Raw genomic sequence first — 15,861 nt, forward strand, 5'->3', positions numbered from 1 at the left:
TATAACCTGACAATGCCAAAGAAAACTAACATCTAGTATTCTTTGGCACTGTAAAAATTCTTATAATTACAAATACATATTTCTATATATTTTATTCTTCATCTAATTTTAAAACTGCCATAAATGCACTCTGTGGAATTTCTACGTTTCCAACCTGACGCATTCTCTTCTTTCCTTCCTTCTGTTTTTCAAGAAGTTTTCTCTTACGGGAAATGTCACCACCATAACATTTTGCCAATACGTCTTTTCTCATTGCCTTAACAGTTTCTCTTGCAATTACTTTGCTACCAACCGCTGCCTGAATAGGTACTTCAAACATCTGTCTTGGAATTTCTTTCTTTAACTTCTCACACATTTTTCTTCCACGTTCATATGCTGACGCTTCAGGAACTATAAATGATAAAGCATCTACTTCATCTTTATTAATAAGAATATCAAGTTTAACTAACTTAGCCTGTTCGTATCCCTTTAACTCATAATCGAAAGATGCATATCCCCTTGAACGTGATTTTAAAGCATCAAAGAAATCATAAATAATTTCATTTAATGGAATATCGTATTTAAGGAGTGCTCTTTGTCCTTCTACATATTCCATGCTAATATATGTTCCTCTTCGTTGCTGGCAAAGTTCCATAATGGCACCGATAAATTCTGTTGTAACCATTATCTCTGCACTAACAATAGGTTCTTCCATATAAGCGATTTCACTTGGATCTGGAAGATTAGTTGGATTAGTAAGTTCAATCACCTCACCATTTTCTTTGTATACCTTATAAATAACAGACGGTGCTGTTGTGACAAGGTCAAGTCCATATTCTCTCTCTAGTCTTTCCTGAATAATTTCCAAATGGAGCAAGCCTAGGAATCCGCATCTGAAACCAAAACCTAAAGCGATTGATGTTTCAGGTTCAAATTTTAACGCTGCATCATTTAACTGTAATTTTTCTAAAGCATCTCTTAAATCCGGATACTTTGCTCCATCAGCCGGATACAAGCCACAATAAACCATTGGCTGAACTTCTTTATATCCCGGAAGCGGATTATCGCATGGGGCATCCGCATTTGTAACTGTATCACCAACTTTTGTATCTGACACATTTTTAATGCTGGCTGTTATGTAGCCTACCATTCCTGCCGGTAATTCATCACATGGAATAAACTGACCTGCACCAAAATATCCAACTTCTACAACATTTGCCACTGCACCTGTTGCCATCATTTTTATATTCATTCCCGGTTTTACTGTACCTTCCTTAACACGGCAAAATACAATAACCCCTTTATATGAGTCATATAGACTATCAAATATTAAAGCCTGTAAAGGTGCATTTGCATCACCGGTTGGTGCCGGTATATTTTTTACAATTGCCTCTAATACATCCTCACAGTTTAAACCTGTTTTTGCAGAAATAAGAGGTGCATCTTCCGCCTCAAGACCAATAACATCTTCGATTTCAGCTTTTACCCTGTCAGGATCTGCTGATGGTAAATCTATCTTGTTAATAACCGGAAATACTTCCAAGTCATGGTCTAATGCCAAATAAACATTTGCCAAAGTCTGTGCCTCAACGCCCTGTGCCGCATCAACTACCAACACTGCACCATCACATGCTGCCAAACTTCTTGAAACCTCATAGTTGAAATCCACATGGCCCGGTGTATCAATTAAATTGAAAATATATTCCTCGCCATCTTTTGCCTTATAAACAGTACGAACTGCCTGAGACTTAATTGTAATGCCTCTTTCTCTTTCAAGTTCCATATTATCAAGAACCTGAGCCTGCATTTCCCTGTTTGTTAAAAGACCTGTCATTTCAATTATTCTGTCTGCCAAAGTTGATTTACCATGGTCTATATGAGCTATAATACAAAAATTTCTAATTTTACTCTGATCAATATGTGCCACTTTTTCCTCCAATTACTTAGTAAGATTATCAATTACAAACTGATATATTTTTTGACTGTTGTTCATTGCTTCCCAATTAGTACACATCTTAGATGCCATGTGCTTATCAGGGGTTGAAATATTCAGCTCAATTAACGTGCTGTCACCTTCTTTTACCTGACAATGTACCACATAGTCTCCATTAGAAGCCCTGTAATAATCAGACACCGTACCTACCTCGTTTCTAAGTTCGTATCTGTTGTCAACCAAAAACATATCTATATCATCAATAACCTGGTTAGGTATTTTGTTCTCGAAGAATTTAAGACTCTCTCTCCCCTCTGATGATAAATGGTAATATGATGTATTTCTGTTTACATTTGAAAAAACAAACCCATCCTCAATAAGTTCATTAATTGCTTTCTGCACAGCAAAATAATTTGTATATTCATTTTCCAAAAAGAATTGTGCAATCTGTGAGTTAGTCAATGGAAATTCTACTTTATTTAACATATGCATAATCATTAACTTGTATAAAGTTTCTGTTTCTATTGCCATATTCTACTCCTCTACTGTACCTTTTGCTAATTCTTCTATAACCTGTAAAATTTCTTCTTTTCCCTGCTTTGTCTGAGCTGAGAATGGTAAAATCTTTGTTCCCGGAATTACATTTAATCCCTGACGAATCATTTTGATGTTCTTCTGAACCTGACTTCTTTTTATCTTATCTAACTTAGTTGCTATGATAATCGGTTCATAGCCGTTTGCCAAAATCCACTCATACATATTAACGTCATTCTTTGATGGCTCATGTCTTATGTCTATTAACAAAAACACTGCCTGCAACATTTGTGAAGTATGAAGATAATTTTCAATCATCCTGCCCCACTTTGCTTTTATTTCCTTAGACACGCTGGCATAACCATACCCCGGTAGGTCTACGAAATACATTTCCTTATTTACATTGTAAAAATTAATTGTCTGAGTTTTTCCCGGCTGAGAAGATGTTCTAGCCAATGCTTTTCTATTAACCAAACCATTTATTAATGATGATTTTCCTACATTTGACTTTCCTGCAAAAGCAATTTCCGGCATTGTATTTTCCGGTAATTTACTTGTTATTCCACAAACTGTTTCCAATTCAACATTTTTAACTATCATCTTCTCTCCTATCTTTCACTGTAAATCAAATTCTAAACTAATGCAATCTTTATAACATCATCCATTGTTTCAGCCAGAACAATTTTCATTCCGCCTGTTATCTCTTTTGATATTTCTTCAAGCATTGATTTGTTCTTCTTAGGTACTACTACAATCTTAATACCTGCGTTCTTTGCTGCCAATAACTTTTCTTTTAATCCACCAATTGGCATAACCTTCCCTCGTAAATTAATTTCACCGGTCATTGCAACTTTACAGTTCACTTCTCTGTTTGTAACAGCCGAAAGTATTGCTGTTGCCATGGTGATACCTGCTGACGGCCCATCCTTTGGCACTGCCCCTTCCGGAACATGAATATGTATGTCATGTTTTTCAAAGTAATCATCTGCCACGCCATACTTACCTGCAATGCTTCTTACATAAGAAAGTGCAATCTGTGCAGATTCTTTCATAACATCGCCTAACTGACCTGTTAATTTCAGCTGACCCTTGCCAGGCATTGTGTTTACTTCAATTTGTAAAGTTGTTCCACCAACTGCTGTCCAGGCAAGTCCTCTTACAATACCAATATCATTCTTTTCATTAGCCTTGTCATCGTCAAAAATCTTTCTTCCAAGATATTTTTCAATATTCTTTGAAGTAACCTTTAAACGCTTTTTGTTGTTTTTGATAATAAGACCTGCTGCTTTGCGACAAATCTTTGAAATTTCTCTTTCTAACTGTCTTACACCTGCTTCTCTTGTATAGTAGCGGATAATACTGTTAATTGCTTCATCTGTGATGGATAACCAGCTTTTCTTTATACCATTTTTTTCAAATTCTTTACTAATTAAATGTTCCTTGGCAATATGGAATTTTTCGTTTTGAGTATAACCTTCAATTTCTATTATTTCCATTCTGTCAAGTAAAGGTCTTGGAATTGTGCCTGCGTCATTAGCTGTTGCCACAAATAAAACCTTTGATAAATCAATTGGTATTTCAGCGTAATTATCTCTAAACTTTGAGTTCTGCTCTGAATCCAACACTTCTAATAAGGCTGACGCCGGATCTCCATGAACTCCCTGTCCCATTTTATCTATTTCATCAAATAAAATTAAAGGATTAGAACTTCCTGCCTGCTTTAGTCCTTTAAGGATTCTACCTGGCATTGCTCCTAAATATGTTTTACGGTGTCCGCGAATTTCTGACTCATCACTAACACCACCTAATGATATTCTAACATATTTCTTGTTAAGTGCCTCTGCAATTGATTTTGCAATACTTGTCTTACCTGTTCCCGGAGGTCCCACAAGACAAATAATCGGTGCCTCACCCTTTGCCATAGTCAATTGTCTTACAGCTAAAAATTCTAAAATTCTTTCTTTAACTTTAGTTAATTGGTAATGGTCTCTATTTAAAATTTCCTCTGCATTCTGCAGGTTGGGATTTTCTTCTGTTTCATTGTTCCATGGCAAATCTAACATTGTTTCCAAATAGGTTCTAATAATGTTACCTTCTGCCGGATTACCCATGGCTGATTTATATCTTGAAAGTTCTTTTAATAATTTTTCTTTAACACTGTCATCTGCGTTTAAATTATTAATCTTCTCTTCAAGCTGATCTGTTTCTGCGTCAAAGTCATCCCCTAATTCTTCTTTGATAATCTGCATCTGTTCGCGAAGAATATGTTCCTTCTGACTTTTTTCTAAACGTTGTTTAACTTTTTCTATAATCTCATTTCTAACCTGTGCAACTTCATTTTCTTTTGCAAGGAACGAATATATAGTAGTAAATTTATCTTCAATACTGTTCTGTTCCAAGTATTCCTGTTTTAATTTATATCCTACTTTTATTCTCATTAAAATCTGGTTCATTAGAGTTTCAATATTACTAATATCTAACAAACCTCTTAAACTTGAAGGAGATAATTCTCTTACCTTACCCTCGAATAATTTTAAAGTATCTCTTAATTCTCTAACATAAGCTTCTTCCTGCGCCTCTGTTAAAGTATTTTTATCTTCTTCTATAATTGAAACTTCCCCGGCAAAATGTCCATCAGCCATGTATAAAGACTGTATTTCTCCTTTAGCTTTTGCCTCCACCATAACTCTTACCACGTCATCAGGAAGTTTATTTAACTGCTTTACAACTACAACTGTTCCAACCTTGTATATACCATCAAAACCCGGTGTGTCTTCCACCGGGTCTTTTTGTGCAACAACAAACAATTCTTTATCGTCAATCATTGACTCTTCTGCTGCTGCAATTGATGCTTTTCTGCGAACGTCAAAATGAACAGTTGTTCCCGGTATAATAGTAAGGCCTCTTAATGGTATAACCGGAAAAGTTTTTAAGTTCTCTGACATGTCTTCTCCTTGTAATAGCAACTTAAATGTGGCTAATTATTTCTTTTTTGTAGTATTCTTTTTAGGGATTACCGAATTATAAATTATTTCAGGATCCGCTAATCCATTTACCACATCTTCATTTATAATACATTCTTTTATTGATTCGTCAGATGGTGTCTCATACATAATATCCATAATAACATTTTCAATAATTGCTCTAAGGCCTCTTGCACCTGTTTTTCTCTTAACAGTTAATTTGGCAATAGCGTTTATCGCTTCATCTGTAAATGTTAGTTTAACTCCATCTAACTCAAACAATTTCTTATACTGTTTAACTAAAGCATTCTTTGGTTCTGTTAAAATCTTTTCTAATGCTTTTTCATCTAAATAATCTAATGTAACTGTTACCGGTACTCTTCCGATAAATTCAGGAATCAAACCGAACTTAACTAAATCTTCCGGCATAACTTCCTTCAACAATTCATCTTCAACAATTTCAGATTTCTCAGCAATTTCAGTATTGAAACCTATTGAACTCTTATCAAGTCTTCTTTCAATAATCTTATCAAGTCCTGCAAAAGCTCCACCACAAATAAATAAAATATTTGTAGTATCAATAGGGATAAGTTCCTGCTGTGGATGTTTTCTTCCACCCTGTGGTGGAACACTGGCTTCTGTTCCTTCTAAGATTTTAAGCAAAGCCTGCTGAACACCTTCACCTGAAACGTCTCTTGTAATAGAAACATTCTCTGATTTCTTTGTAATCTTATCGATTTCATCTATATAAATAATACCATGTTCTGCTCTCTCAATATCATAGTCTGCTGCCTGAATTAATTTAAGCAGAATATTTTCAACATCTTCACCAACATAACCAGCCTCTGTTAATGTTGTAGCATCTGCAATTGCAAAAGGTACATTTAAAATTTTGGCTAATGTTTGAGCAAGATATGTTTTACCTGAACCTGTTGGACCAAGTAGTAATATATTTGACTTCTGTAATTCTACATCTAAATCTTTGTCCGCCAATACTCTCTTGTAATGGTTGTAAACAGCAACTGAAAGAACTTTCTTTGCTTCCTGCTGTCCAATAACATATTGATCCAAGAATTCTTTTATTTCTTTAGGCTTTAGTAAATTGATTTCATCACTTGCACTTTTCTTTTCATCACCATAGATTTCATCATCAACTATGCTTGCACAAATCTCAACACATTCATCACAAATGTATGCATTGTTCGGACCTGCTATAAGTCTTCTAACCTGATTCTCACTTCTACCGCAAAAAGAACAGCGCAAATTGTTATCAGTTATATTTTTATTTGCCATAATAACCTCGCATTAATCTAAATTTGAACATAAGGCACCACAGTAATTGCGGTGCCTTATTCATTCTATCTCTGTTTAATTACCTGATCTACTAAACCATATTCTTTAGCTTCATCTGCACTCATCCAGTTGTCTCTGTCAGTATCCTTTTCAACAACTTTAACGGGTTGACCTGAATTTGCTGCCAAAATGTCGTTCAATTTCTTTTTAGTCTTTAAAATGTGCTCTGCAGCTATTTGAATTTCTGTAGCCTGTCCTTGTGCACCGCCAAGTGGCTGATGAATCATAATTTCTGCATTTGGAAGGGCATATCTCTTTCCTTTAGCACCACTTGATAAGAGGAATGCTCCCATACTTGCCGCCATACCGATACAAGTAGTTGAAACATCACACTTTACATAATTCATTGTGTCATAAATAGCCATACCGGCTGTAACAGAACCGCCCGGGCTATTGATATACATATGAATGTCTTTTCCAGGATCTTCTGATTCTAAAAATAGAAGCTGTGCTACAACAACACTTGCTGTTGCATCATTTATCTCTTCTCCTAAGAAAATAATTCTGTCCTTTAATAATCTTGAGTAAATATCATATGAACGTTCACCACGTGAATTCTGTTCAATGACATAAGGTACTAATGCCATAATCTATACCTCCTTAATAAATGCTAACAAATATCTTATTTAGCTTTTTCTACTACTAACTTAGCAGCCTTTCTTGCACAGATGTCAGCTCTGATGTTCTTCTTATCATCATCTGATAATAATTCATTAACCTTATCAGCTTCCATCTGATATCTTTCAGCCATTCTCTTGATTTCTTCATCAAATTCTTCATCTGATGCTTCAATCTTTTCAGCCTTAACAATAGCTTCAAGAACTAAGCTTGACTGTACTCTTGCTTCAGCCTGTGGCTTAACCTGTTCTGTAAGCTGATCTACAGTTGTACCTGTAAACTGCATATACTGGTCAAAAGAAATTCCCTGCATAGCAATGTTCTGTGCAAATTCTTCAACCATCTGCTGGCACTGAGCTTCAATCATCTTTTCAGGAATATCCATTTCTGAATCATTAACGATTGCTTCAATTACCTTGCTTTCCTTATCAGCTTCAGCTTCCTGTGCTTTCTTTTCTTCAAGATTCTTCTTAATGTCTGCCTTGTATTCATCTAATGTATCAAATTCTGAAACATCCTGTGCGAAATCATCATCTAATTCAGGATATTCCTTAACTTTAATTTCCTTAATTGTTACTTTGAACATTGCTGGCTTTCCTGCAAGTTCTTTAGCCTGATACTGTTCTGGGAATGTAACGTTTACTTCTACTTCTTCTCCAACTTTCTTTCCAATAAGCTGTTCTTCAAAAGTATCAATAAATGAATGTGAACCAATTGTAAGTGGGTAATCTTCACCCTTTCCACCTTCAAATGCTACTCCATCAACAAAACCTTCGAAATCGATTGTTGTCTGATCTCCGTCTTCAACTGCCTTATCGTCAGCAGCTACAAGTCTTGCGTTCTGTTCCTTAACCTTATCAAGTTCAGCAGCTACATCTTCATCTGTAACTGTTGTGTCCATAGCTTCAACCTTAACTCCCTTGTACTTTCCAAGTTTGATTTCAGGCTTAAGTGTTACTTCAGCTTCAAAAATAAATGATTTTCCTTTTTCAATCTGTGTTACATTGATTTCAGGACGAGCAACGATTTCTAATTCACTTTCTGCTGCTGCATTTGCATAAGCATCTGGAATTAATTCGTTTGCAGCTTCTTCATAGAAAACGCCTGCACCGTACATTTTTTCTACCATAGCGTAAGGTACTTTACCTTTTCTAAATCCTGGTACGTTAAATTTATTCTTGTTCTTCTGATATGCTGCCTGAATGGCCTTATCAAATTCTTCTGCCGGTACTTCAATAGTAAGCTTTGCTGTGTTATTTTCTAACTTTTCTACCTGTAAACTCATTATTTTTCCTCCTTGTTATAAAAACGGGTATGAGTATCCCATTTAATTCATTGAATTTTACTCGTCATAGCCTAGTAACCTATTGACGCAGTGTATGATTATATCATATTTTCTTTTTCTTGTCACTACCTTTTAAACCACATATTTTCAACAGTATTCTACTAATTATACTGAATCTGGTCAGCTATTTTGCCACTTGTTTCCTCATCAATAAGACATGAGATTAATTCAAGTCCAAGCTCTAATGCAACTCCTAGACCTTTTCCTGTAATAATATTGCCGTCTCTTACAACACCACCGCCATATTCCTTACATTCCATCTTGTCTGCAAAACTTGGAAATGAAGTTGCCCTCTTGTCCTTCAAAATACCAAGACTGCTAAAAATACTTGGTGCCGCGCAAATTGCTGCTAACCACTTACCCTGTTCATTATACTTAATGATATGGTCCTTTAATGTTCCACACTCACTTAAATTTGTTGTTCCCGGCATTCCTCCCGGCAAGAAAATACAATCGCCCTGTTCAAAGTCGATTTCATCTATTGTCTTGTCTGCAAAGAATTTAACCTTATGAGAACTTTCAACCATTAATTCTTCCTTGATGGATACTGTAACTACATTCAACTTAGCTCTTCTAAGTAAATCCACAACCATCAAACATTCAACTTCCTCTAATCCGTCTGCTAAAAATGCATATACTGTTTTCATTTAAAACCTCCTGTTTATTTAATGTGTCAAATATAATCATTTAACCTATAATTAACATAAGTATAATAGTAAATAACCGAATTTAATTATATCATAAGGGTATAATATTTGTTATACTAAAAAATATTGTAAAAAAATTATTAATTAAATATTTTCGTAATAAATTTATTATATCTGCTGTGGGAAACATACAACATTTAAGAAAGTGCTGGTAGCCCGTCGGTTCATCAAGGCAGCGTAGTCGGCTTGATAGAACCGCTACGAGGCGGACGCAGCGGGAGCGTGCTTTCGTAATGTTGTATGTTTTCACAGCAGTGTATAAAATTGCGAAAATTTTAGGGTTACTAAGAAAGGTGGTTTCATTATAATATGGGAATGGAAATAGAAAAAAAATTTATACCTACAGATTTACCAAAAGATTTGGACAGTTACGAACATCATGTAATTGAACAGGCATATCTTAACACTGCTCCTGTTGTTAGGATTAGAAAACAGGATGATGACTATGTTCTTACTTACAAAGGTAGTGGCATGATGGCTAGAGAAGAATATAATCTTCCACTGAATAAAAAAAGTTATGAGCATTTGTTAGAAAAAGCAGATGGCAACATTATCTCAAAAGTACGCTATCTTATTCCAATTAACGACGGAAAACTTACCGCCGAGTTAGATGTATTCAAAGGAACATTTGCCGGAATGCTTTTAGTTGAAGTGGAATTTTCAAGTGTTGAACAGGCTGATGCTTTTCAAAAGCCTGACTGGTTTGGAGAAGATGTAACATATAGTAAAATATATCACAACAGCTATTTGTCACAGATTAAGGGATAATAAAAAAACAGCACCAGCAAAAAATAAATAAGATTAATATACTGATGCCACTAATCTTTTTTATTTTTCATCAAACTGGTGCTATTTATTATTCTGTTTTAATATTTAGCTATTCTATCTTTCCATCTTTTATTGTTATTATTCTACCGCATTTTTTTGCAACGGTCTCATCATGTGTAACAATAATCACCGTTTTTCCTTCTTTATTCAGAGACGATAGTATTGACATGATTTTTTCAGCATTTACCGAGTCCAAAGCCCCTGTAGGCTCATCTGCCATTATATATTCAGGGTCACATACCAATGCCCTTGCTATTGCTACCCTCTGTTTTTCGCCTCCTGATAAAACAGATACCTTTTTGTTTGACAAATGTTCCACTCCTACTTTTTTCATTTTTTCTAAGGCTACTTCTCTTATTTTTTTCATAGAAGTTCTACTTAACATTAACGGAAGAGATACATTTTCCATAACAGTTTCGTCCTCAACCAATCCAAAATCCTGTAATACAAATCCAATTTTTTCATTTCTAATTTTAGCCCTTTGTTTATTAGTAAAATCAGATATGTCTTCACCATCTAACTTGTAGGTTCCCTGATTGCATACATCCAACAAGCCTATTATATGTAAAAGGGTGGATTTGCCTGCTCCTGATTTACCCATTATTGCTATCATTTCGCCATCAGCAATAGTTAAATTGACACCATTTAACACTAATTGAATTTCGTTGTCTCTATTTATTTCATATTCTTTGTATATATTTGAAAGTTCTAATCCCATTTTCTATTCCTTATTTTTCTTATATAATTCTATAATGTTACTTTTACCTGATTTTTTTATAAAGTCAAAAGATGAAACTGCATAAATAAAGCACAAGTTTATAACAACCACTATATACATCCAGTTTTCTATCCTACCTACTCCTTTAGGTGATGTTATTGCCGCAATTTTTCCACCAAATATAAGCATTGTAATAGCAGAAATTCCGATTACTGAAAATGTATTAAGTGTTTCAATTAACATTCGTTTATTCTTGTTCATTCCCAACATAAATAAAATAGTATAAAACTTATCATTATTTTTGCTTTGAATATAATTTATTCCACCTATCCCTGTCATTGTAAGAAACAAAAATACTATTCCTACAATTCCATTTGTAAAAAGAAATTCCCTGTTACTTTTGTTATAGTTTTCCTGCATTTGTTCTACAGATGTAATAGCACCATAATCACTTAACATTTTTATAGCACTTTGATATTTCTTACCATTGCAATATATCATTTGGGAATCCTGCGGGAAATCCATTTTTACAATTTCTGAATTGTTATAATAGCTACAATTTGGCCCATACGGCATAATTAAATCACACCCTCTTACCGTCGCTAATATTTCTTCTATTGAGGATTTTCCTGAAGACGCTGACGCATTAAATCTAACTACACTACTATCCTCTGAGATTTTTCCTACAACTTCACAAATTTGTTTGTCCGACAATACTATTGTATCTCCAACTCTAAATCGATTTCCCATAGCAATTACCGGAATATTATCACCTGTATATGACGATATATTTTGCCCTCCTATAATATTTAATTTTAACTTCTTCATAATGATGTCATCATATCCTATCACTGCTATAGCGCTATCACTTTTTGATTCTATCTTCAATTCATGCATTTCACAAACTTCTACATTTTTAAAACCTTTTTGACTAAGTAGCTCTTCAGCGGAAAAGTCATCATAGTATGTATATGGTGAAAAATAATATATGTTTTTTCCATCAAAAGAATATGCCAAATCTTTTGTCTCAAAGTAATAAAAGATTTTTCCTAAAGTGGATAATATAACTATAGAGCATATTATTATTTCCACAGTTAATAAAAATAATGACCATTTTCTTTTTTTTGTTAATCTGTATGCAATTCTTAATGTATTCATAATCACTCCACTATATTATATATAATCTCTGACTTTGTTGCCTTTTTTGCCAGAATATATGAAAAGCCTACCAAAAGAATAATTACCACCCCTGATATAATTATGTATGGCAAATAATTTTGTTGATATACTATCTCATATTTCCTTATTGTCATCTTTAAAATGGCAAACAATATATTTCCCACTAAAACTCCACTGAACATAAGAATTACCGTTTGAGTTAACGCAATATGGATTATGTCTTTTTTAGTTGCTCCACATATTGCATAGATTTTGAACTTTCTATTAAATGTACTTAACCATGCATAAGTCATACATAATACATTTATTATAACCGCTGCAAAAATCAATAAAATTTGAACAAAAGCTCCCATGAAATCTTCTGATAAAAATGGTGTACTTCTTTTCATATTATACTTTTTTACTATGGTATTTTGCGCAAGTGTCTTTTCTATTTTTGAGGAGTTTTTCCTATTATTATACTTTATCATAATATAGTCAGTAGGATAATTGTTAATATAATAATAAACAGGCAAAATGTAATTATCATATTGGGAATATGGAATTATCCCACCAATTCTTATTTTTTTTCCACCTACTTTAATGTTTTTACCTACTGGTTTTTCGTATCCTTCAATATTATCAACTTGATATTCAGCCATTAATAAATAGGGTCTATTGTCATTAATACTATAACATTGTCCTACCAGCATATGCTCTTTCCATGTTTTATTGTATTCACCTATAAGCTTACCTTCTGATAACTTACCATTTGACACACACATATCTGATATATCCTTTTCTTTTAAAGACAACTCCTCAATCACTCTAATAATATCCGAACTCTGTGTTGATTTCTGTAAATAAATTTCCACCTGGTTTTCAGTCTGCGATTGGTAATAATCGTATAAAAAATATCCTGAATAAAATAATATTCCTAAAACCGATAAAGTTATACTTGTAAATATTATTAACATCATTATACTTTTATTTTTTAACATCAACCTTATGTTATTAATAGCTAAATATACTTTTTTCACTTTATTTCCTACTTCTTCCAAATTGTATTTTTTGTTGATACCCACTTATTGTTTGTGTTATATGTTTTTGCCTTATGAGTCCAATACTTTAACATAATATATTAATTTGCGAACCTAATTTTGAACAAACTATATATGGGTCTTGTTCTCTCTTTATTGCTTTTATTAAATCTTCTTTTGAATTATATTTGTGGAATACTATATTTTTATTTAGATTTGACTTTAGAAATGTATTCTTGATTTGTCTTACATAATCTTCATCATGATTGTATATTGCTATGTTTATCATATGTTCCCCCTTTAATTTTGTTTCATTTTTCAAGACCTCCATAATTCTATCACAATTTACAGATTGTGTAAACATTAGGACTACAAAACCTCTCTCATTTATAGAACAACAAGGAATGTCCTTTAGAACATTCCTTGCCATTTAATAACTATTTTTTCTTCACTGCTACTACAATTAATCTGCCATCTTCATCCGAACCGTAGCATGTAGATAATGTTAATAACTGCTGACCAAACTTAGGTTTTACTCCTGTTGTATAAAGTGCTTTTTCCATAATTCCTGTAATATTTTTCTTGAAATTTTTGCTATTTGGTGCATCAATGAAGTTGTACCATTCATCATCCTGTTTTAAAGTAACAACAGCAAAAATCTTATAAAAATTGTCTCCGTTTTTTGTTTGGAATTCTACCTCCGGATGTTTTTTATAATATGATTTATCTACATACTGTTTTAGGGAAGCAAACAGCTGTCCATTACGCATATTATGTCCATACAATATGCAGTTACTGCTATTTATTGTGCAACGTGCATCTAAAAAAGGAGTTCCTGAACTACTATACTGTCCGTTAAAATTTTTATACAAATATTTCTTAGGATCATTAGGTGTGTGCATTACAGGGTAATCTATGGCTGTTTTCTTTATGCATACCCAGCCAATGCACTCTTTATTTTTCTTAAATAAAGCATCTAAATCTCTTCCCGATTTACTTTCATTAGAGATTTCTTTTGACAATTCTTTAAATCGTTTCTGTGCAACTTTATGACTGAAAATTTCACGACCAATTATAATTCCCGCTACTACAATAATTAATAACAATATTAAAATTATAATCCATTTAATACCTCTGCTTTTTTTCTTTTTCATTACATTTCTCCTTTTAATCTGTAACCAATTTTAGGAGAGGATTGATTACATATTTTCACACCTGCACACAGTATATTTTTAATGGTGTGCATGCAAATCATATACCTTCCCTATAGAAAGTATAGGGATTGTCATACATCATTCATATAACAATCCCTAATATTATTCTATAATTTCTTTATTGTCTCTTCCTGCTAGAAAAGCTACCCAAACAGTATCTTTGCTTATTGGCACTATGTTGTTTTCATTTGCAAAAAACTTTTCGAAACAATCATAGAAATCTTCAGCGTCCATACCATTATTTTCCTTGAAAAATTTCTGAGCATCGGTGCCGCCCATCATATCCTGATATGCACCATAGGCAACAGTTATGTCATCGTTAAAACCTTTTGGAACTTCTTCTGTTCCGTAATCTTTTTCAGTGGTTTTAACCCCTTCTTCTTTCAACTTTTTAGCCAAAGCCTTGTAAATGTTTTTGGCTATTGCAGAGTAGTCATGACCAATTGTTAAACTCTTTGTTTCATCAAAGTTTCCGCTATCCAAATATGAATAGTAATTTGGTTTAACGTAGGCATTTGTCATTCCGTCTGAATAAATCCCCTCTGCACTTGTTTTCTTGAAAAATTCTTCACCTTCTACTAATTTTCCAATGGCGTTTTTTGTGTCCTTATTCTTAATGTTAAGCTTTAAGAACCAACCTGTTTCTTTGCCATACTCGTAAATATCATAGGCTTTGTTCTTTTTTATTGCATCTCCATGCTCATCTTTATTAAATAAGAACATGTCATAATCCTGTGATTTAATGAGCCTTGTTTTGTCGCTAAAATCAGCAGTTTTTATTGTGACTGTTTTGTATGAACAATTACCATTTTTACCAGGCTTTAATGTAATATTATCATACGCCTTAACCGAATCAATAACATACTTTCCTGTACCTAACGGATAATCGTTTTCCTTTAGTGACTGATAAATAATAGGAATATTAAATATTGTAATATTTCTACTGTCAACAGTGTTAAAAGTAAATACTAATGTTTCATCATCTGTAACTTTCACACTTGAAATTCTTGTAAGCAAATCTTTGTAAGAATTGTCCTGTGATCTAAACCACCTGTATGACTGTGCCACATTAGAAGCTTTTACTTTTTCGCCGTCACTGTAAGTTTTATCAGTATTTAATTTCACTACGGCTTCCCTGCCTTCTTTGTTGAAGGTAATAGATTTTGCATTGCAGTAAGTAATTTTGTAATTACCGTCAATATTTATTAATGGTTCGTAAACAAGTTTTTTTAGAACTGCTGCTGCCTCATCATCATGACTGTATGGATGATTGTCAGCTATGGAAGTTGAAACCCCAATGGAATATGTATCTTCTCTATCCTGTTTTAAATTAACCTTAGATGAATCACCTTTGAATACAACGTGTGATCTCTGCCCTTTCCCGGCAAAAAACGCTATGATTAACCCTATTACAACAGCAATAAAAAATACAACTATCAGGGCTATAATTTTCTTTTTTTTATCCATTTTA

Annotated in this window: 15 protein-coding genes; 1 reads left to right on the top strand and 14 read right to left on the bottom strand. The window is 33.4% G+C overall.

The genetic code is table 11. The annotated features are described in order from the left end of the window. Positions 1-91 precede the first annotated feature (91 nt). From lepA to DW006_RS10160, 8 genes are all read right to left on the bottom strand, one after another. The gene (lepA, locus tag DW006_RS10125; RefSeq protein WP_118000290.1) at positions 92-1,906 is read right to left on the bottom strand and encodes a translation elongation factor 4; all 1,815 of its coding nucleotides are present in this window, start codon (positions 1,904-1,906) and stop codon (positions 92-94) included. A 12-nt stretch (positions 1,907-1,918) separates the two neighbouring features. After that, positions 1,919-2,443, bottom strand: coding sequence for a DUF4364 family protein (locus DW006_RS10130; protein ID WP_022165079.1), 525 nt, complete (start codon positions 2,441-2,443; stop codon positions 1,919-1,921). Between the two features lie 3 nt (positions 2,444-2,446). Next, positions 2,447-3,046, bottom strand: a complete 600-nt coding sequence (yihA, locus tag DW006_RS10135) for a ribosome biogenesis GTP-binding protein YihA/YsxC (RefSeq protein ID WP_022165078.1) — start codon at positions 3,044-3,046, stop codon at positions 2,447-2,449. Positions 3,047-3,078: 32 nt separating this feature from the next. Beyond that, a complete protein-coding gene (lon, locus tag DW006_RS10140) occupies positions 3,079-5,391 on the bottom strand; it encodes an endopeptidase La (RefSeq protein WP_118000292.1) in 2,313 nt (770 codons plus the stop codon). A 36-nt stretch (positions 5,392-5,427) separates the two neighbouring features. Beyond that, the gene (gene clpX, locus DW006_RS10145; protein ID WP_118000294.1) at positions 5,428-6,702 is read right to left on the bottom strand and encodes an ATP-dependent Clp protease ATP-binding subunit ClpX; all 1,275 of its coding nucleotides are present in this window, start codon (positions 6,700-6,702) and stop codon (positions 5,428-5,430) included. A 65-nt stretch (positions 6,703-6,767) separates the two neighbouring features. Continuing rightward, complete coding sequence (clpP, locus tag DW006_RS10150; RefSeq protein WP_118000296.1) at positions 6,768-7,349, bottom strand: ATP-dependent Clp endopeptidase proteolytic subunit ClpP; 582 nt, start codon at positions 7,347-7,349, stop codon at positions 6,768-6,770. 35 nt (positions 7,350-7,384) lie between these two features. Beyond that, the gene (gene tig / locus DW006_RS10155) at positions 7,385-8,665 is read right to left on the bottom strand and encodes a trigger factor (RefSeq protein ID WP_118000298.1); all 1,281 of its coding nucleotides are present in this window, start codon (positions 8,663-8,665) and stop codon (positions 7,385-7,387) included. A 161-nt stretch (positions 8,666-8,826) separates the two neighbouring features. Next, entirely contained in the window at positions 8,827-9,372 is a 546-nt protein-coding gene (locus DW006_RS10160) for a DJ-1 family glyoxalase III (protein ID WP_022165072.1), read from the bottom strand. 375 nt (positions 9,373-9,747) lie between these two features. On the opposite strand from DW006_RS10160, the gene DW006_RS10165 reads away from it, so the two are divergent. Further along, positions 9,748-10,200: a CYTH domain-containing protein gene (locus DW006_RS10165; RefSeq protein ID WP_118000346.1), complete on the top strand. Its 453-nt coding sequence runs from the start codon at positions 9,748-9,750 to the stop codon at positions 10,198-10,200. 109 nt (positions 10,201-10,309) lie between these two features. Here DW006_RS10165 and DW006_RS10170 read toward each other — a convergent pair whose 3' ends face one another. From DW006_RS10170 to DW006_RS10195, 6 genes are all read right to left on the bottom strand, one after another. After that, positions 10,310-10,978, bottom strand: a complete 669-nt coding sequence (locus DW006_RS10170) for an ABC transporter ATP-binding protein (protein WP_118000300.1) — start codon at positions 10,976-10,978, stop codon at positions 10,310-10,312. Between the two features lie 3 nt (positions 10,979-10,981). Continuing rightward, complete coding sequence (locus tag DW006_RS10175) at positions 10,982-12,136, bottom strand: hypothetical protein (RefSeq protein ID WP_118000302.1); 1,155 nt, start codon at positions 12,134-12,136, stop codon at positions 10,982-10,984. 2 nt (positions 12,137-12,138) lie between these two features. Next, positions 12,139-13,176 carry an FtsX-like permease family protein gene (locus tag DW006_RS10180; protein ID WP_118000304.1) on the bottom strand — a complete coding sequence of 346 codons (1,038 nt, stop codon included), beginning with the start codon at positions 13,174-13,176 and terminating at the stop codon, positions 12,139-12,141. Positions 13,177-13,264: 88 nt separating this feature from the next. Beyond that, complete coding sequence (locus DW006_RS11975; RefSeq protein ID WP_147337650.1) at positions 13,265-13,465, bottom strand: hypothetical protein; 201 nt, start codon at positions 13,463-13,465, stop codon at positions 13,265-13,267. A 148-nt stretch (positions 13,466-13,613) separates the two neighbouring features. Beyond that, positions 13,614-14,330, bottom strand: a complete 717-nt coding sequence (gene srtB / locus DW006_RS10190) for a class B sortase (RefSeq protein ID WP_118000308.1) — start codon at positions 14,328-14,330, stop codon at positions 13,614-13,616. Between the two features lie 162 nt (positions 14,331-14,492). Further along, the gene (locus DW006_RS10195; protein ID WP_158561117.1) at positions 14,493-15,857 is read right to left on the bottom strand and encodes an ABC transporter substrate-binding protein; all 1,365 of its coding nucleotides are present in this window, start codon (positions 15,855-15,857) and stop codon (positions 14,493-14,495) included. Between the last annotated feature and the right edge of the window lie 4 nt (positions 15,858-15,861).

Source organism: Eubacterium sp. AF36-5BH (assembly GCF_003460505.1).
In the GTDB taxonomy this organism is placed as follows: Bacteria; Bacillota; Clostridia; order Lachnospirales; family Lachnospiraceae; genus Eubacterium_G.

Coding starts and splice junctions, on each gene's coding strand:
- DW006_RS10130 (WP_022165079.1), bottom strand. CDS start 2,443: ATGGCAATAGAAACAGAAACTTTATACAAGTTAATGATTATGCATATG.
- yihA (WP_022165078.1), bottom strand. CDS start 3,046: ATGATAGTTAAAAATGTTGAATTGGAAACAGTTTGTGGAATAACAAGT.
- DW006_RS10160 (WP_022165072.1), bottom strand. CDS start 9,372: ATGAAAACAGTATATGCATTTTTAGCAGACGGATTAGAGGAAGTTGAA.
- DW006_RS10175 (WP_118000302.1), bottom strand. CDS start 12,136: ATGAATACATTAAGAATTGCATACAGATTAACAAAAAAAAGAAAATGG.
- DW006_RS11975 (WP_147337650.1), bottom strand. CDS start 13,465: ATGATAAACATAGCAATATACAATCATGATGAAGATTATGTAAGACAA.
- clpP (WP_118000296.1), bottom strand. CDS start 7,349: ATGGCATTAGTACCTTATGTCATTGAACAGAATTCACGTGGTGAACGT.
- lon (WP_118000292.1), bottom strand. CDS start 5,391: ATGTCAGAGAACTTAAAAACTTTTCCGGTTATACCATTAAGAGGCCTT.
- DW006_RS10165 (WP_118000346.1), top strand. CDS start 9,748: ATGGAAATAGAAAAAAAATTTATACCTACAGATTTACCAAAAGATTTG.
- DW006_RS10195 (WP_158561117.1), bottom strand. CDS start 15,857: ATGGATAAAAAAAAGAAAATTATAGCCCTGATAGTTGTATTTTTTATT.
- clpX (WP_118000294.1), bottom strand. CDS start 6,702: ATGGCAAATAAAAATATAACTGATAACAATTTGCGCTGTTCTTTTTGC.
- srtB (WP_118000308.1), bottom strand. CDS start 14,330: ATGAAAAAGAAAAAAAGCAGAGGTATTAAATGGATTATAATTTTAATA.
- tig (WP_118000298.1), bottom strand. CDS start 8,665: ATGAGTTTACAGGTAGAAAAGTTAGAAAATAACACAGCAAAGCTTACT.
- DW006_RS10170 (WP_118000300.1), bottom strand. CDS start 10,978: ATGGGATTAGAACTTTCAAATATATACAAAGAATATGAAATAAATAGA.